Source organism: Rothia sp. (in: high G+C Gram-positive bacteria), from assembly GCF_030540545.1.
Taxonomy (GTDB): domain Bacteria; phylum Actinomycetota; class Actinomycetes; order Actinomycetales; family Micrococcaceae; genus Rothia.
The window spans coordinates 73,938-91,931 of record NZ_JAUNVZ010000006.1 but is presented as its reverse complement, the minus strand read 5'-3'; the positions used below and the strand labels follow the sequence as shown (position 1 = coordinate 91,931).

Annotated in this window: 13 protein-coding genes; 4 read left to right on the top strand and 9 right to left on the bottom strand. The window is 59.3% G+C overall.

What is annotated here, in order from left to right; all coding sequences use genetic code 11:
• Window positions 1-307 precede the first annotated feature (307 nt).
• Window positions 308-2,392, bottom strand: coding sequence for an APC family permease (locus tag Q4P78_RS06405; RefSeq protein ID WP_303339533.1), 2,085 nt, complete (start codon window positions 2,390-2,392; stop codon window positions 308-310).
• Between the two features lie 147 nt (window positions 2,393-2,539).
• Here Q4P78_RS06405 and Q4P78_RS06400 point away from each other — a divergent pair, with 147 nt between their 5' ends.
• Both Q4P78_RS06400 and Q4P78_RS06395 read left to right on the top strand, forming a co-directional pair.
• Window positions 2,540-3,235 carry a TrkA family potassium uptake protein gene (locus Q4P78_RS06400; RefSeq protein ID WP_303339532.1) on the top strand — a complete coding sequence of 232 codons (696 nt, stop codon included), beginning with the start codon at window positions 2,540-2,542 and terminating at the stop codon, window positions 3,233-3,235.
• A gap of 6 nt (window positions 3,236-3,241) precedes the next feature.
• On the top strand, window positions 3,242-3,895 hold the full coding sequence (locus Q4P78_RS06395; protein ID WP_303339531.1) for a TrkA family potassium uptake protein: 654 nt from the start codon (window positions 3,242-3,244) through the stop codon (window positions 3,893-3,895).
• 273 nt (window positions 3,896-4,168) lie between these two features.
• On the opposite strand, the gene Q4P78_RS06390 is transcribed toward Q4P78_RS06395, so the two are convergent.
• From Q4P78_RS06390 to Q4P78_RS06370, 5 genes are all read right to left on the bottom strand, one after another.
• Window positions 4,169-4,930 (bottom strand): DUF3159 domain-containing protein, encoded by a 762-nt coding sequence (locus Q4P78_RS06390; protein ID WP_303339530.1) that lies wholly within the window; start codon window positions 4,928-4,930, stop codon window positions 4,169-4,171.
• 46 nt (window positions 4,931-4,976) lie between these two features.
• Window positions 4,977-5,534, bottom strand: coding sequence for an asparaginase (locus Q4P78_RS06385; protein WP_303339529.1), 558 nt, complete (start codon window positions 5,532-5,534; stop codon window positions 4,977-4,979).
• The gene (locus Q4P78_RS06380) at window positions 5,534-6,409 is read right to left on the bottom strand and encodes a DUF3710 domain-containing protein (RefSeq protein ID WP_303339528.1); all 876 of its coding nucleotides are present in this window, start codon (window positions 6,407-6,409) and stop codon (window positions 5,534-5,536) included. The genes Q4P78_RS06385 and Q4P78_RS06380 overlap by 1 nt, the downstream gene beginning before the upstream one ends.
• A 21-nt stretch (window positions 6,410-6,430) precedes the next feature.
• A complete protein-coding gene (dut, locus tag Q4P78_RS06375) occupies window positions 6,431-6,877 on the bottom strand; it encodes a dUTP diphosphatase (protein WP_303339527.1) in 447 nt (148 codons plus the stop codon).
• 207 nt (window positions 6,878-7,084) lie between these two features.
• Window positions 7,085-7,384: a DUF4193 domain-containing protein gene (locus tag Q4P78_RS06370; RefSeq protein WP_303339526.1), complete on the bottom strand. Its 300-nt coding sequence runs from the start codon at window positions 7,382-7,384 to the stop codon at window positions 7,085-7,087.
• Between the two features lie 319 nt (window positions 7,385-7,703).
• Here Q4P78_RS06370 and sepH point away from each other — a divergent pair, with 319 nt between their 5' ends.
• Window positions 7,704-8,888 (top strand): septation protein SepH, encoded by a 1,185-nt coding sequence (gene sepH / locus Q4P78_RS06365; RefSeq protein ID WP_303339525.1) that lies wholly within the window; start codon window positions 7,704-7,706, stop codon window positions 8,886-8,888.
• A 135-nt stretch (window positions 8,889-9,023) separates the two neighbouring features.
• Here sepH and Q4P78_RS06360 read toward each other — a convergent pair whose 3' ends face one another.
• The gene (locus Q4P78_RS06360; RefSeq protein ID WP_303339524.1) at window positions 9,024-10,433 is read right to left on the bottom strand and encodes an alkaline phosphatase family protein; all 1,410 of its coding nucleotides are present in this window, start codon (window positions 10,431-10,433) and stop codon (window positions 9,024-9,026) included.
• 8 nt (window positions 10,434-10,441) lie between these two features.
• A complete protein-coding gene (locus tag Q4P78_RS06355; protein WP_303339523.1) occupies window positions 10,442-11,026 on the bottom strand; it encodes a DUF5998 family protein in 585 nt (194 codons plus the stop codon).
• 217 nt (window positions 11,027-11,243) lie between these two features.
• On the opposite strand from Q4P78_RS06355, the gene Q4P78_RS06350 reads away from it, so the two are divergent.
• Window positions 11,244-13,775, top strand: a complete 2,532-nt coding sequence (locus Q4P78_RS06350) for a DNA topoisomerase (ATP-hydrolyzing) subunit A (RefSeq protein WP_303339522.1) — start codon at window positions 11,244-11,246, stop codon at window positions 13,773-13,775.
• Window positions 13,776-13,942: 167 nt separating this feature from the next.
• Here Q4P78_RS06350 and cydC read toward each other — a convergent pair whose 3' ends face one another.
• Window positions 13,943-17,884: a thiol reductant ABC exporter subunit CydC gene (cydC, locus tag Q4P78_RS06345; protein ID WP_303339521.1), complete on the bottom strand. Its 3,942-nt coding sequence runs from the start codon at window positions 17,882-17,884 to the stop codon at window positions 13,943-13,945.
• Between the last annotated feature and the right edge of the window lie 110 nt (window positions 17,885-17,994).

The window sequence follows — 17,994 nt, the reverse complement described above, 5'->3', positions numbered from 1 at the left end:
ACACGCCGGGTTTTCAGAAATTTTTATATCTCATGCTGTCACGTACTGTCGCATAAGCCATTGAGTTTACATCATCTCGTTAGCATGAGACCAGGGTGAGAGTCACACCCAATGATAGTCATCAATAGATTTTAGATGTATTTGGCGTGTATAGATACTTCTGGGTAACGCATAGCTAGCCGTTTAGGGCGCATGGGACGATGCCAAAATAGTCGCGTTCCACACTTCACGTGCGCTGGTGCTCCTACCGGATCTAAAGAGCATCATCCCATGCGGGTGTAGTGCCTACCCGAATCAAAATACTCAATTATTCCGCAGCATTCATAGTACGACCGCGGTACATATGCTCCTCACGAACCGCATTCGCATCCACGGGAGCAATCTCATCCAGCCCCTCATAGCTATCGTTTTCATTCATTGCCCAGGGCACGGTCGCAGTCATCACACCGGGCTCATGCAACAGCGCCTTTTTGAGTTTTTGCACGGTGCGGCGGTGCAAAATACGCTGCCACCAATGCTCCACTACGAACTCGGGCAGGTACACAACGATCACATCGCGCGGGGATTTTTTGCGCATGCGGCGAATATAGGCGAGCACGCTCGAGACGGTATCGCGGTAGGGCGAATCGATGACGGAGAGCTGCACAGGAATCTGCAGAATATCCCAGCGTTTCTTCACATGTGAGAGGGTGTCGGGGTCGTTATTGACCGTGAGTGCCTCAATGGTGGAGGGTCGGGAGGCGCGCGCATATGCCAGGGCGCGCAGGGCGGGTTTGCGCACACGCTCCACATAGACGATGGCGTGCACGCGTGAGGGTAGGGCTACGGCGTCTGCTGCTTGGGCGGCTGCGGCGCGCATGCTTTCGCGGGTGCTCATTGAAGCCTCCGGGGTGTCGATTGCGAGGGCTGTTTGACGGTCAATGTTGTGGTAGTGGGCGTGGATTTGCATCATGGTCCAGTACAGGGCTGCGATCAGCAGCAGGGAGAGCCACGCGCCGGAGGTGAACTTGGTAATCACCACCACGCCGAAGACGAGCCCGGTTAGCCATGCGCCGGCGGAGCTGACGATAATATCGCGCAGCAGGTGGCGGCGGGCGTCGCGGTTGAGGGTGATGCGCAGGGTGCGCACGCGGTGGCGTACCACGGCAACCTGGGTCAAGAAGAGGGTTAGGCTCATGCCCACCAGGTAGAGCTGAATCAGGTCATTAATATTGGCTTCGAAGGCAATAATGAGCGCGGAGGCTGCCACGCCCAGCACGAGCACGCCGGTGCGGTACAGGCCGGTGGCGTTGACGGTGCGCAGCGGTGAGGGCAGGTAGCCGGCATCTGCCATGCGGGAGGCGGTAATGGGCATGCCGATAAAGGCGCTGAAGGATGCAATGAGCAGCACTGCGACCGTGGTGTACACCAGCAGCATGGAGATGAGGGTATTACCGAAGATTGCTTGGGTGAGCTGGTAGAGGGCGGGGTGCTGGCGGTAATCGGCGGGGGCGGGGTGGTCGTGAATCAGCAGCTGCACGGTGGGGTCGGCGACTACGACCACGCCGGTGCGGTGCGCCAGGTAGAGGATGGCGATCATGAGCACGCCGGTAATGGCGCCCATCATCATGAGGGTTTTAGCTGCGTTTTTGGGTTTGGGGGCGCGGAAGAATCGGGCGGAGTTGGATATGGTGGTCACGCCCGAGAGTGCCACGGAGCCCGCGGAGAAGGCGCGTCCGAGCAGCATAAAGAGTGCCACGCCGACCAGGGGTTCGCCGGCTTTGAATCCGTCGTGGTCTTGGTGGATGAGGTGGTATTCGGCGGTTTCGGCGTATCCGAGGGTGCCGGTGGCATCCTGAATAAGACCGGTGATGAGAGTAACACCCAAAATCGCCAGGAAAAGATACAGCGGCACATGAGCAATACGCCCCATCAGATGCAAACCGCGCGTACACAATAAGGTAAATACCAGGGTTATCGCCACAGCAATGAGCGTATGGTGCTGCTGCAGAGCCGGATTGAGCGAGGTAATAAACCCGGTCGCCGAAGACATAGACACAGCCACCGTCAGCACAAAATCCAGCAGCATACTCGCACCCACCAGCACCGCCGGGCGAGCACCCAGACGGCGGCGCACCAGCTCAAAATTGCCTTCAGCGGCAATCTGCTGAATGTTATAGCGATAGGTGGTAATAATGAGCATGCCAATCACAGCGACCAACAGACCCACCCAGGATGAATAGGCGAGCGCCGCATGCCCGGCAACCGCCAGCATAATAATGATCTCGTCCACCGCATAGGCGACCGAAGAGATACCGTCCGCGCCGAAAAGAGGCAGGGCGAAGCGCTTAGGCAGGGTCATATTCGCCAGGCGGCGGGACGCCACCGGCGCACCAGCTAAGGTTTCGCGCATACTCAGACGGGTTCTACTCACCCTACAAGGCTAGAACGAAGTACCCAAAAGCTCAATTCTCCCCCGCGACTATGAGCATCTGAGCGTAAAATAGTGTGTAGGAACTCCCCCACGCATCGTCGGTTAGCGAGAAGGTACAGGAGAGACATGCCGCATTTTGTGATTATGGGCGCCGGACGCGTAGGCGTGATGCTCGCACGCACCCTTGAGGCCTCCGGGCATTCCGTTGCAGTCATCGACCAGGACGAACGCGCCTTCCAGCCGCTACGCAAAGGCTTTAACGGGCAGCTGGTCACCGGTGTCGGCTTTGACCGTGAGACCCTGCAACGCGCCCGCATTGAAGACGCCTACGCCTTTGCCGCCGTCTCGTCTGGTGATAACTCCAATATTCTTGCCGCGCGCGTGGCGCGTGAACAATTCCGCGTGAAGAATGTCGTGGCGCGAGTATACGACCCGAACCGCGCCGAGTTCTTCCAGCGCTTGGGTATTCCCACTGTGGCATCCGTGCGCTGGTCTGCTGATCAGGTGCTGCGCCGATTGCTACCCGAGCAGGCACTCAAGGGTGATTTCCGTGAGCCTTCGGGGCGTCTCATGCTCACCGAGATGCCCCTGCACCCGGATTGGGCAGGACGCGCCCTGGCGGATATTGAGCGTGCGGCGCATATTCGAGTCGCCTATATTACGCGCTTTGGCGAGGGTATGCTTCCGCGCCCGGATTCAAGCTACCAGCACGGCGATACCGTGCACGCCATGATACGAACCACAGAAGTTGAGGAGGTTTCGCGTATCCTCTCTCTGCCGCCTCAACCCATCAACCCCGACACCACCCAGAGCGAAAGCTAAACCCATATGAAAGTACTCATCGTCGGCGCCGGATCCGTCGGAGCATCCATCGCCAAAGAACTCATGGCAAACCGCCACGACGTCACCATCATCGATTCCAAACCCGACGTCAAAAAACGCACCGACCTACCCGGCGTGCGCTGGCACATCGGCGACGCCTGCGAACTATCCGTACTACGCCAAGTACACCCCCACAAAGCAGACGTCGTCGTTGCGGCAACCGGCGATGACAAAGTAAACCTCATGGTCTCCCTGCTCTCCCGCAGCGAATTCGGCGTGCCGCGCACCGTCGCACGAGTCAACAACCCGCGCAATGAATGGCTCTTCGACGACTCCTGGGGTGTAGACGTCGCCGTATCCACGCCGCGACTGATGACCGCGCTCGTGGAAGAAGCCGTGGAAGTCGGCGACGTGGTGCGACTGCTGACCCTACAAGCCGGCGGCGCCACACTCGCCGAATACACCGTGCCCGAGGATCACCCCGTGATCGGCTACCGAGTCGATCACGTGCAATGGCCCGCCGATACCGTGCTCACCGCGATTCTACGCGACGGCGTACCCATCGCACCCAGTGCCGATGTAATCATTGAAGGCTCTGATGAACTCTTCTTCATTACCACCATTGAGGGTGAAGATAGTATTAGAGCTCTATTTGCTTAGGTTCTAATGCATCTGAGGCTGATTTGAGTTTCTGCGGCTTGGTCGCGGTACGAGAGAAGGGCGTTCGCGCACGACCTGGTCCTCCGCGCTGGGGGCGCGAATGCCCAGCTAATAGCGCTCAACCCTTCTCTCTCCCCTGCTCCGCTTCTCGAGATGGCTGGCTTCAAAGCAGATGCAGTCCCTGAGGGAACTAAGGATGGGATGAGCCTCTGTAGTACACCCATAAACAAAAAGTCGAGCTGGTAGTGAACCTACCAGCCCGACTTCTAGTGACTACTCAGCCTCAGATGACGGCACAGACGCCGATACACGCCACGCCAACCACAGCGTCAACGCGTACAGCGGCAAGCCCATCAGCAGACGCGTAGCGCCCAGCGCCTCCGTAGCACCCGCAAAATACAGCGGCAACTGCACCGCAAGACGCACCACAAACATGCCCGTCACAATCCACGTCGCCACAGTATAGGCACGCAAACGCAGCGGATCCTTACGCCAACTGCTCGTCTCGGTACGAATAAACCCAAAAACGAAACCCATCAGCGGGTAACGCGCCAGAATCGAGAGAATCAGCACCGCAGCATAGGCAGCATTAGTCCAAAAACCCGGCAGGTAATAGTTCTCGGCGCTACCGGTCCGGTACGCGGCAAAGGCACAAATGCCCACACCAATCAGACCCGAGAGCGCAGGAATCAGCTTAGAACGCTGCAGCAGACGCGCAATAGAAAATACCGCCGCCAAACCCAGAGAAATAATCAACCCCAGGTTCATATCCTTCAAGAACGTAAAAATCACCAGGAACGCCAAAGAAGGCAGTACAGACTCAGCCATGCCACGCACACCACCCATAGCGTGCAGCACATCCACCTGACCGCTGGCGGTATAACGCATATTCGCGCCCATACTCGCCGCCAGAGATTCACTCAGCGAAGGTGCCTGAATCTCGCTCGATTCGGCAGTCTCGGCAGCTTCGGCACTATCCTCCGGGCTCATCGTAGTCTCGGTCTGCTCGCTCATATCCGGTCTCTTATCGTCCATTATGTTCCTTGAAAATTCGTCATCACCGGTGTATCCGTTGAAGCCTCTAAGCTCGGCGCAGCATGCTCAGATGTGCGTCCAAATTCAGGCTCTCAGGAGGCACAATCTCATAGCGCGGGTTATACATCACCGGCTGCCCACCACGAGTTGAAATCACACCCGAGCAGCGCAGCACGCACCCAGCCACCACACCCGGCACGCGACTCTGACCCTGCCAGCGCAGCATCACTCTCACACCCGGATCAAAAGGCGGAAACTCGGGAAACACATCATTACCGGCGGCAGCAAGCTGCTTAAGCTCATCACTGGGCACCACCATCTCAATGGCGGACGTATCGGTACTCTCGGCGCTATCGAAATCCTCACCCGGGGGCTCCACAATGGGCATACCAGCCCAGGCGAGCGCACTAGCCCAGGGCAGAGCACGAGAACGCTCCACCACCAGCTCGGCACGGTACATGGGCTTAGCGTTCGCCGCCGGAAGCCACACCTGATCCACGCGCCCAGCCAAGCGCACTTTAAATCGTTCCGGGTATGCCTGTACCGCACCCTCAACCGGTACAGTTGAGGGTGCGGTAGCGAGAGTATCAAAGAAATCAGGCATTAACCGATTTCAGTAATTTCGGGGCCGCGGCGAGGCATGGGGCGCAGCTGCAGCTCCTCCTCCTGCGGCTCTTCGTCCTGAGCTTCTGCCTGAGCGGCAAGCAGCTCCACGGGCGCACGCATGGGCAGCAGCTCACGCGGCGGTCGGGGGTCATCGCCTCGGTCCACCACAATGGTGCGGAAGACCTCTTCAATGGCCTCCACAGCCTTGTCGTGGTTGGGCTCATCGGGAAGAACAGCATTACCGGAAATCACGCCGCGCAGGAACCAGCGGGGGCCGTCAATACCAACAAAACGCGCCAGGCGTTCGCCACGCTGACCATCCTCAGTCAGCGCCGGAATGCGGGTAAACATTTCCACGCCGAAGGTGCCCGGGCCGATTTCTACAGTGCCGCCCTGGGATGCCACGGAGTCCGCCAGATCATTACGGATACCGTCCCATACGCCGACGGTGCGGGGGGCTGCGAATGCCTGCACCTGCAGGGTTGCGCCTTCACGCACCACGGTTGCAGCAATCACGGCGCCGGTGGACTCATCCAGATCCAGGCGCAGATCCATATCCTCCAGCAGGGGGATGCGCAGCGCGCCCAAATCGGCGTAGTCTTCCAATTCCTTGATTTCGTCAATATCGAAGGGACCGGAGGAACGGTCGTAGTGAACCTTTTCCTCAGAGTCAGACTCAGTCTCTTCAACCTCGTCGGACGTATCGGAGCTATCAGCCTCAGTAGGGCTTTCCTGCTCCTGCTGGCTCTCCTCAGTCTCCTGAGTTTCTTCTTCTACGCTCTCTTCGCGTGCCTGAGCATCTTCACGTACTTCTGCATCTTCACGGGCTTCGGCGTCTTCGCGCTGAGCCTTCTTCTTACCAAAACCAAACATGTTTCTCCCCTATTGCTTGTACTACTTCAGACCGGAGGAACCAAAACCGGAGGTGCCGCGCTCGGTCGCGTCCAGCTCCTCAACGGCAATGAAATTCGCCTGCTCATAGCGCTGAATCACCAGCTGAGCAATGCGGTCGCCGCGCTTAATCTGGAACGCCTTGGAACGGTCGGTGTTCAGCAGGGTAATCATGATTTCGCCACGGTAGCCGGAGTCAATGGTGCCGGGTGCATTCACAATGGTGATGCCGTGCTTGACCGCCAGGCCAGAGCGCGGGTGAACCAACCCTACGAAACCTTCCGGCAGTGCGATTGCCACGCCGGTGGGGATGAGCATGCGCTCGCCGGGTTCAAGCTTAACATCCACTCGAGAGCGCAGGTCGGCACCGGCATCTCCCGGCTTTGCGTACTCGGGGGCGGGCAGCTCGGGGTCGAGCAACTTCACGGTTACATTAATAGGGTTAGTCATGGTTTTATTCTACCTAAGTCAGGGATAAAAGCTACTTTAGTAGGGCGTCTAGATGACGCTTTTTAGGGCTGTTCTCCACGGGTACACAACGGATCTATACGGTGCAAAGAGAGGGATATTTTCAAACTCCTCAACTGCCTCTACGAACTGCGAATAGAAAAATCCCCGGAGGGGCAGCGAGTGCACATCCGGGGAAATTATCGTGTTTTAGCCTTCGCACTCTACGCAGTAGAGCAGGCCGTTCTCTTCGCGAGCGATCTGCGAACGGTGGCGCACCAGGAAGCAGGATGCGCAGGTGAACTCATCCTCCTGTGCCGGGAGCACAACAACGTTCAGTTCCTCATTCGACAGGTCAGCACCGGGCAATTCGAAGCTTTCCGCCGCCGAGTTCTCATCCTCGTCTACAGCGCCGGACTGCATCTCGGAGCGGCGCGCGTTAAGCTCTTCGTACGATTCTTCGCTCTGCTCGTCGTCCTGCTTGCGGGGTGCATCGTAATCAGTTGCCAAATTTAGCTCCGTATCTTATGTGGGTCGCCCCACGTTTTCTGTGTATCGGGTAATGACATATACCGTGAACTCACCGGGTTTATTCCCGGGTGCGCGCACGAAATTTTCACTACGACATGCCCGATATTTTTCACTATCTGCGCCGATTTGTCTAATCGAGTGTGCCCTCTGTGCGCTCAGAGCGTCATAAAAGGGTCCAATACCTAAAAAATACGCCCCTCATCCTAGAGAAAACTAGGGGTTTTAGGGCAAAAGCTAGTAACCTATTAGTGACTATGCCCGCACATGCGGATCACGTACCTGTCTTCTGGAGGTCACTATGCTAGAACTGCGCCTGCTCGGCGTACACGACGACGGCGAGCACCTGGTGCTCGAAAACGCCGACGGCACCCGCTACGCCCTGCCCATCGATGCGCAGCTTCGCACCAGCATCGCCTCGGCTCGACGCGTGACCGCACGCACCACCAGCGGCGGCAGCTTTGGCCCGCGCGATATTCAGACCCGCCTGCGCCAGGGCGCCTCGGTCGAAGAAATTGCTGCCGAGTCCGGTTGGGATACCGAGCGTGTGCGCCGCTACGAGTGGCCCATTGTGGCTGAGCGCGCCCACATTATTTCCGCCGCTCAGAATGTGAAGATCGGTCACCGCGAGTCCGCCTCGGGTGCAACCCAGATTCCCGTGAGCCTGGCTGCGCGCATTGAAGAGATCGCTGAGCGTTTCGGTTTTGAGCATGCCGCTCAGGATTGGCAGACCCGCCAGTTGGAGAACGGCCAGTGGCGCGTGAGCGTTGATATTGACTTCCCCGAGGGTGTGCGCCCCAAGCTGCCGCATGAGGCAATGTTCCCGGCGCGCTGGAGCTACAACCCGGCAAATCAGGGCTTGTACGCCTCCAATGAGGCCGCATATTTCCTCATGGGTAATAGCTCGGATGCTGTGGCGGTTGCCGCGAAGAAGGCACCCCCGGTTGCTGAGCATAAGGCTCCCCTGCTGACCACCGGCGGTCCTCGCCTGGAAGCTCCCAAGCGTGAGAAGCCCTCCCTGACCGAGCCCCTGGCATCCGAGGTGTCCCCGAGCGTTTCCCCCAGCCACAATGCCGATGCGCGCAAGCTGGCTGAGCTGCTCGAGCGCGCCCGTGCCGCATCCAAGCCGGCACCCGTGGTGGAGCCCGAGCCGGAACCGGAAGTTTTTGAGGCTGTTCTGCTCGACGGTGGTGCTCAGGGTGAAGAGCCCGCAGAGCCGACCGTGATTGCTTCCCCTGCCGTTCACGCTGAGAACCACGCAGCTGAGGGTGCTCGTGAAGAGGTTAAGGCACCCGCCGAACAGGCTGTAGAGCCTGAGCCCGCCGTTGAACCGGTTACTGAGAGCGCGCAGACTGAGAGTGCGGCTGAGCAGGTAGAAGCTGCACCGGCTCCCGCGGAAGAAAAGGCTCCCAAGCCCGCTTCTAAGAAGAATGCGCGTAAGAGCGTGCCCCAGTGGGACGATATTATTTTCGGCGGTCGTAAGTAAATTACGCGCCGTGCTGAGAGCATAAAGGTGGCTCACTACATGAGGTAGTGAGCCACCTTTATCTTTAAATTTCGAGCTGTATCTGCCGACTGAACGTAGAAACACTGCTCTCAGAAACACTGAGCCCAGAGACGTTTAGCCCAGTAGCAGCAACGGAATTTTACGCTCCGCCTCGGTCAGAGAACCGTGCTGACCAACCATCTGCAGAGCCGTGGGCTTGTAATGGCGCATATCGTACAGAGCCACATCCTCGCGAGCGCAGACCATAATATCGCCGGTGCGTTCGCGCGCCCAGCCCAGGGAGACCGGACCGAAATAGCCCTTTTCCCAGAGCTGACGGCTATCGAGCACCCAGGCAATATCGCCGAAACGATCCGCCCAAAGTGCCAGGGCACGCTCTGTTGCTTCTGCCTTGGCACTCTCGCTCTCGCCCCTAACGTAAAGGTGCACGGCGCGCGGCTCACCCGCCGAAAGCTCAATATCTTCCCAGAGCTCGGTGCGGTCGGTAATATCCATACGACCCGATTCGGGGACATTGACCATGCCGTGATCGGAGGTCAGCAGCAGGCCGGCCCATGCGGGAATTCGCCCCGCCAGGCGTTTAAGACAGCTATCGAGTTCCTGCAGTGTCTGCAACCACTGCTCGCTGCCGGCACCGTATTTATGCCCCGCCTGGTCCAGCTCGGGCCAGTAGAGGTACACCAGGGTGGGCGTGCGGGAGTTCAACAGCTCCACCGCGTGAGTAATACGGGCATTGACGCCCTGAGCCCCCAGAAATTCGCCACCGCGCAGGGAAGCTTCGGTCAGCCCCGATCCGCGATATTTTGCTAGGGAAATGGTGACCACGCGACGGTTAGCGCTCAGGCGTTCCATGACGGTAGGCAGCGGCTGCCAGGCGCGCGGGTCAATATCTTGAGGCCAGCCGGAAAGGTGATTCATAATCTGACCGGTGGCTGGATTGCGCACATCATAGCCGACGATTCCGTGGGCTCCCGGCGCCAGGCAGGTACCGAAAGAGCTCAGGGAGGCGGCGGTTGTGGTGGGGAAGGCAGCATCCAGCACGCCCAGATTGCTTGCTTTCTTCAGAAAGGGTGCGTAGGAGCCGTATCGGTCGAGTAGTTCAGCACCCAGACCGTCTACCATGACCACGCACACGCTGCGGAAGGTGCTATCCACTCCGGCGGCGTTTAGGCGGGCGCGCAGGTTCAAGCCGTCAGCGCTGTGGCGGTACTCCGATACTCCCCCCATATCGCGGCGCGAGGAGAGATCGATTCCCCGAGCCACTGCCAGTGCCAGGGGGTCAGCTGCCCCCTCACAAGAACCGTGGTCCACCAGGGAACCAGCAGATTCGAGCACCTCGGCAACACTTGCGCAACCGTAGGCTGGAGGCGGCGGAACATCATGTCCGGCAGCATCCTGCCAGCTGCTGTAGTCGCTGAGAGTCATGGCGTCTGCACGCGGGTCATCTGCGGCAAAAGCGCCGAGAACCTTTGGCTGAACAGCGTCCAGGGAGGCTAAGAATTCGGGGTCGCGAAAAATATCCATAGGTTCGCCTAAAGTTCCAGCTGCAGGCGCTTAGCGCGCAGAGCACGAGCAAAAGCACGCGCCGAAGCCAGCGCAGGCGCACCGTCAGCGGTGGCGGAGACACGAATATTCAAATCTTCCACGTGCATATCACCCGTGTAGCCATGAATAGCGCGGCACTTGGGGTCATCGCACTGGGCGGGCATAAAGTCCATCATGCCGCCACCGGTCCACGCCAGGCGCAGGGTCATAGCGCTGGGCTCCACCGACGCGGAGAAGGTCTGCGGGCTATCATAGGCATAATCCACGGAGCTGATCTTCAGCAGGCGCAGAGGCACGGTGCCGAGCACCACGTGGGCTACGGTCGGGTGGCGGTCCTGCTCCAGGTGCTGGTCATCCAGGTGTACCAGTAGTAGCACCTTACCCACGAGCATCATGACGGTTACGTGGCGGTGCAGTTCGCTGTGGCCCAGGTGGGTTTCCAGGTGCACGTAGTGCGCTTCGGGTTCCAGGCCAGACAGCGCCTCAATGGCAGCGCTGTAGACGAGTTCCGGGAAGAATCCGGTGCGCTCAATGTCGGCGAGCAGCTGCGGGTAGGTCGGTGATTCGGTCATGGTAGAGCCCCTTCTCTTGCATTACTATGTTATACCTTAGTTGGTTCGCGCCCTCATTGCTACTTGGGCGCTTTCTTTCTCCACATTATGACGGGGCGAGCCATCAAAAGTCCTGTGGAGCGGTGTGCGTTCGAATTTCCCGGCCTCTCCCCAGCCGCGCGCACGCCCTAAGGTAGAATATAGAACGTTCCCGCTCACCCAACCCTAGGAGATATTCGTGGCGCGTCGTTCCAAAGCCGTCGTTGAAGACTACCCGGTGGATATTGAAGAAAATATCGTCGATATTGACGTCTCCACCGAAATGGAAACCAGCTTCCTGGAATACTCCTACTCGGTGATTTACTCCCGCGCCCTGCCGGATGCGCGCGACGGCCTCAAGCCCGTGCAGCGCCGCATTCTGTACATGATGGACGATATGCGCCTCTACCCCGACCGCGGCCACGTTAAAAGTGCGCGCGTCACCGGTGAGGTCATGGGTAAACTGCACCCGCACGGCGACTCCGCTATTTACGATGCGATGGTGCGCATGGCGCAGCCCTTTGCTATGAGTCTTCCCCTGGTGGACGGTCACGGTAACTTCGGTTCCCTGGATGACGGCCCGGCGGCGGCACGCTACACCGAGGTGCGTATGGCTCCGGCGGCAACCGCGCTGACCGCGAACCTGGACGAAGACGTGGTGGACTTTGTGCCCAACTACGATAACCAGTTCATGCAGCCCTCGGTGCTGCCCGCCGCCTTCCCGAACCTGTTGGTTAATGGCACCACGGGTATTGCGGTGGGCATGGCAACCAATATGGCGCCCCATAATCTGCGCGAGGTTATCGCGGCAACCCGCCACCTGCTCGTGAATCCTCAGGCGAACCTGAAGGAGATTATGAAGTTCATTCCGGGCCCGGATCTGCCCACCGGCGGCACGATCGTTGGTCTGGAGGGTATTAGGGACGCCTATGAGACCGGTCGCGGCACCTTTAAGACCCGCGCCAAGGTCAGTATTGAACAGGTTTCAGCCCGCAAGCAGGGCATTGTGATTACCGAGCTGCCCTATATGGTCGGCCCGGAAAAGGTCATTGAAAAGATTAAAGACGGCGTCAATTCCAAGAAGCTCACCGGTATTTCCGATGTAGTGGATCTGACCGACCGTAAGAACGGCACCCGCCTGGTGGTTGAAATTAAGAACGGTTTCAACCCGCAGGCTGTGCTCGCCGCGCTCTATAAGCACACTCCTCTTGAGGACTCCTTCGGCATTAATAATGTTGCACTAGTCAACGGTCAGCCGCAGACCCTGGGTCTGCTGGATCTGCTGCGCGTGTACATTGACCACCGCCTGGATGTGGTTCGCCGCCGCACCCAATTCCGCCTGACCAAGCGTGAGGACCGCCTGCACCTGGTGGAGGGTCTGCTCAAGGCTCTGCTGAATATTGACCGCGCCATTGCTATTATTCGTGCTTCGGAGCAGACCGCTCAGGCTCGTACCGCTCTTATGGACGAGTTTTCGCTCAGCGAGGCTCAGGCGAACTATATTCTGGAGTTGCGTCTGCGCCAGCTGACCAAGTTCTCCCGCGTTGAACTGGAAAATGAGCACGCCGAACTGCTGGCTGAGATCGCTCAGCTGCGTGAGATTCTGGACTCCGATCAGGCTCTGCGCATGCTGGTCTCCGATGAGCTGGAAGAGGTTGCCGAGAAGTACGGGGACGATCGTCGTACCGTGCTGAAGGCAAAGGACGATATGCAGAGCGCCATTGAAGCGGCAGCTCCCAGCGCCTCCAAGGCGAAGAAGAGCCTGGGTCTGGCACTGGAGATTGCCGATGAGCCCTGCTGGGTGTTGCTGACCGCTAATGGTCTGGTCGGTCGTACTCCGGGGGCCGCTATGCGCCAGGAGCTTATTGATCCGGGCAAGCGTTTCAAGCATGATGTGTACACCTCGATTGTGCCCACCACAGCCCGCGGTGAGATTGGTGCGGTAACCTCAGCCGGTCGAATGCTGCGTATTTCGGTCATGGATATTGCCCTGCTGGAAACCCCCAATGGCACGCCGAATATGGCTGCTGCGGTAAAGGTTACCGAACTGGTGTCCCTGGCAAAGGGTGAGAGTGTCATTGCTCTTGCTCCCCTGTCGAAGGTCCTGGCTTTGGCTACCGCCGGCGGCGTGATTAAGCGCGTGAACCCGGATTATCCGCTGAACCAGGTTGAGTTTGAGATTATTAAGCTCAAGGATAAGGACAGCGTAATCGGCGCCGAGGTGTGCGATCTGGATGATGATGTCATCACTCTGATTACGCGCGATGCTAAGCTGCTGACTTTTGACGCGTCGAAGGTGCGCCCGCAGGGTCGTTCCGGCGGCGGTATTGCCGGCATTAAGCTCTCCGAAGGCGATACGGTGATTGCTCTGGGTGTGACCCCCGTGGGCGATGAGCGCGCCGAGATTGTGACCGTCACCGACGGTAAGGACGGTTTGGCGTCGGTGAAGGTTACGGCGCTTTCCGAGTACCCGCAGAAGGGTCGCGCGACCGGCGGTGTGCGGGCGCATCGTTTCCTGACCGGTGAGAACGCGCTGGAGCGCGCATGGGTTGGTATTGGTCCGGCTCGTGCAGGTACACTTGGCGGTATTTCTCGCACTCTGCCTACTGAGCACGGTGCCCGTGATGGTTCGGGTGTGACTCTCACCCAGTCCATTCAGACTCTGGGCCCGAACTTCGCGGCTCTGACTAAGGCCGCCGCCCTATCTTCTGATGGGGATAGCCTGTTCTAGACTGCTATGTTCTGAGTGGTTCCGTTCTGAAGCCAAAACCATAGCCCTGCAAGTCGCAAGTTATAAAAGCCCCGCGTTATCTAACAGATATAGATTCTGTTCGATAACGCGGGGCTTTCATTATGTGAGCTGGAGCAGGCTCTATAGTTCCGGCTCCAACTCAGAAGCTACGCAAGAGATACGACTCGATCACAGCGTTCAATATCCTCGGGTCGGTGAGAGACCAAAACCGTAGCCAACTTCTGACCATCGGTAGCAGCCGCAATATCAGACATCAAAGAACGAGCCGATTCACTATCCAAATGAGCGGTCGGCTCATCCAGCAGCAGCACGGGCGAATCCACCAGCAGGGCTCGAGCCACCGCCAAACGCTGACGCTGACCACCGGAGAGGAAAGAACCGGAGGAACCCACAGCAGTTGCCAACCCCAGGGGCAGGGTGTCAAACCAGGGTCCCAATCCCACACGGCGCAGCACAGTAATCATTTCCTCTTCGCTCGGTCGTTCGGAACGATCGCGCGCCAGGGAGAGATTACCGGCGAGAGTGGACTCGAAAATATGCGCTGCCTGCGGGCACCATGCGGCGTATCCGCGCAGCTGCTCTGCACTCACCTCGCCAGAGGCGGCGCTCATTATGCCTGTCTCCAGGGGAAGGAAGCCGAGCAGAGTTGCCAGGGCGGTACTCTTACCGCTGCCGGAAGGACCGGTAATACCCGTCCAGCTGCCGGTGCGCGCCGTAATATTCAGGTGTTCAAAAACGGGGTGCTCCATACCCGCCCAACGAGCCGAACCGTTCTCCATAGCAAGCACGGTGGAACCAACCGGTAGGGTATTCGCCCTGTCACGCAGCAGCTGAGCGGCACTCGGGGAAGCCGGCTTATCAGCTTCCTGCTGGGCGCGCTCATACTTGGCGCGCTTTTTATCCGAAACAGCCCAAGAGTATTCGGGCGCCAGCACAGCGCGGTCGCTCTCCTCTAGCTCGATGCCTTCAACCTGCGGGGCAATGGAATGCACCAGAGCGGCAAAAGCAGGCCAGGAGCGGATAGCTTCGGTGTGCAGCAGGGAGCTTTCAAGCATACCGGTACACATGAGCACAATAATTGCCGATTCGGGCGCGCCCACGGTGCCTTCAACCGCCAGGGGGTAGGCGATAGCCGCGGTCCACAGGGCAGCACCAAACCAGCTAATGGTCACCAGGGCGCGTCCCAGACCCTGGGCATAGGAGCCGCGGCTCAGGGCACGCACATTGAGGGTATCCAGACTGCCCAGGGCGCGCAGCACGGTGGAGTTAAGCCCATTGGCGCGAATATCTTCGGCAGAGGATAGTGCACCACTGGCGGCACGCATGAGGGAGGCGGTGCTTTCCCTACCGGTCTGCTCGGCGTGCGCATCGGCACACAAAACCAGTACCGGAATGACAAGAGTGGTCAGTACCGCTGCAATCACCACGGGCGCGAGTGCCTGCGGGATAACCGCCGCGCTTGCACTGATCGCTGCAATCATGACCAGCAGGTGTGCCGCCGGGGGCAGGATCACGCGAGGAATGCCGTCGCGCAGCTCGTCAATACCGTTAATGAGTTTTTCGAGCAGCGCGTCGCCGCGCAGCAGGGAGCGCACGCTGGAGCCGCTGCGGTAGGCACCCTTCCAGGCACGCAGGCGCAGGGTGTTGGCTGCGCGCAGCACCTGGGAGTGGCTGGCGAGGCGTTCGGCGTAGCGGGCACAGGCGCGTCCCAGACCGAAGAATCGTACGCCCACAATGGCGACCATGAGGTACATCATGGCTGGTTGTTCTGCGGCGCGCACAATCAGCCAACCGGAGAGCGCGGTCAGCGCTGCGGCGGATAGGGAGGTTAGCGCTGCCAGGCAGATGGGCCCCAGAGCTTTAAAGGCGCTAATGCCGGTCATAGCGCGCAGGGTTTTCAGGGTTGAGAGTACACCGTGTTTGACGAGGTTCTTACTCTCCTGAGCTGCCTCTTGGCTAGAGGTTTGCACGGGCATGCCGTGAATAGCTATATCCTGAACAGCGCTCATATCAGCCGGTGCAGCGGGCAGAGCGCGAGCGCTACCGGCAGATACAGACCAGCTATAGTCCTGAGTTTCAGCACCCTGTGCACTAGCAGCCTGTACACCAGCAGTCTGCACAGCGGTGACCAGGTAGTCACAATGCTCGGCAAGCTGCGCCTCGTGGGTGACCAGCAGTACCAGGGCACCCTGTGCGCGCAAAGCTCCCAGGGCGGAGGTTACCAGCAGAGCTGCGTGCTGATCCAGATGTGCGGTGGGTTCATCCACCAGCACAGTCAACGGGGCATGAGAGACGCTCTGCAGGGCGTCCACTCGTCCCAGTACACGAGCTACGGCAAGGCGTCGCGCCTGACCTGCCGAGAGGGCATCGGGGCTCAGGTTCTCCAAGCCGCCCAGACCCACGCGTTCCAGGTAGCCTGCAATCAGCTCTCGCTCGGTTTCATGTGCCGATACGGTGCCGGTGAGCAGAGCGGCGGCACGCTCACGCTGCTCTTCGCTTGCGCTGAGAGTATAGAGGTACATTTCCTGCGCCACGGTGGGGGCTGCAAAGACGGGCGACTGGGCAATGAGCAGAGTCTGCCCCAGCCCTTCTACCCTACCGGTGACCTGTTCGGGGTCGTCTGCGCCGGTGGGTACCAGGCCCTGAGCAACATATCCGGAGAGCACCTGCAGCAGGGTGGATTTGCCGCATCCGGAGGGGCCCACAATACCCACCAGGGCGCCGCTCTTTCCTCCCACCGCTGCAGTAGCAGTTCGGGGAATGCGCAGGCTCAGGTTATCAAAAACATGACCGCGACCGGGGTATTGCACGCTCAGGGACTCAACGCTCAGCGACTCAACGGTCAGGGACTTATGGGCAGGGGTCTCAGTGCTGAAGGGCTCGGCAGATTCAACTGTATCCGGCGCAGTACCTTCCAAGGGGGTCGGCAGGGGTGCATCAATAATCTTCTGGGCGCTGCGCAGAGCCGCCACACCGTCTTCGGATTGGTGGTAGGCGGCGCCCACATCGCGTAGGGGCTGGTAGCATTCGGGCACCAGCAGCAGCACCAAAATACCGGTATCCAAACCGAGGGTACCATTGACCAGTCGAACACCGATCAGCACGGCTACCAGAGCCACCGAAATAGTGGTAATCAGCTCAAGAGCCAGGGAAGACATAAAAGCGCTACGCAGGGTGTGCATGGTGCGCTGACGGTAGGACTGACCCAGGGCGTCCAGGGCACGGGATTGGGAACGCTCACGACCCAGACCGATCAGCACGGGCAAACCGCGCACCAGCTCCATAATATGGTCGGACAGACGGTGCAAATCCCGCTGAGCCGCCGCGGTATCCTCACGCGTGGTCTTACCGATCAGAATCATAAAAATCGGGATCAGCGGCAGGGTACACACAAGCACCACGGCACTGGTCACATCCAGGCTGAGCACAATCAGGCCCAGGGTCAGCGGAATAACCATACAGCCGACCATGGCGGTCAGAGTCTTGGTGTAGTAGTCATCCAGGGTGTTCAGCCCGCGGGAAATCAGCACGGAGGTCGCACCGGTACCCTCGGGAGTGTCGGCGCCACCGGTGGCAAGCACACGCTCAATGAGGGCGCGGCGAATGGTGGACTTCGCGCCGGTTGCCGCACGCTGGGCGCTAATAGAGAGCATATAATCGCAGGCGGATCGCAGAATGAGTGCCAGCACGGCAATAATCACCAGGCTCAGACTCAAGCCGGTGTCGGTTCCCAGCAGCCAGCCGAGGGTACCGTCCAGGCTCGCTCGACCGTCACCGGCAAATTCGATAAAGGCGCGGTAGTAGGTGACCGAATGGGAGTCTTTGGCTGCCTGATGCTGAGCGAAGAGCGCATCGTATCCGGCGTAGGCTGCGCGCGCAATCAGGGAGGCGAGCGCGGCGCTAAAGATCACGGTAAAGATGGTGTGCAGGGCGGTGAACAGGCCGAAGAGGCTCAGGTTTTTAACGGCGTTCGGTCCCAGGGGTGGGCGTCGGTCCTCGCGTTCCTGAGTCGCTTCGCTCTGCTCTAGGTGTTGCTCCTGCGGGCCGGGCTTTAGGGAGCTCTGCCTCGCACGTACTCTTGTGCTCATCTGTACCTTTCCTTCGCTGGTGGCACCGGTGCAAGCGTCCTGAATGCTTGACTGCGCGCTACGTACCGCTCCACACGCCGGATATGGGGCGTGCCAGGGGTACGCCTATC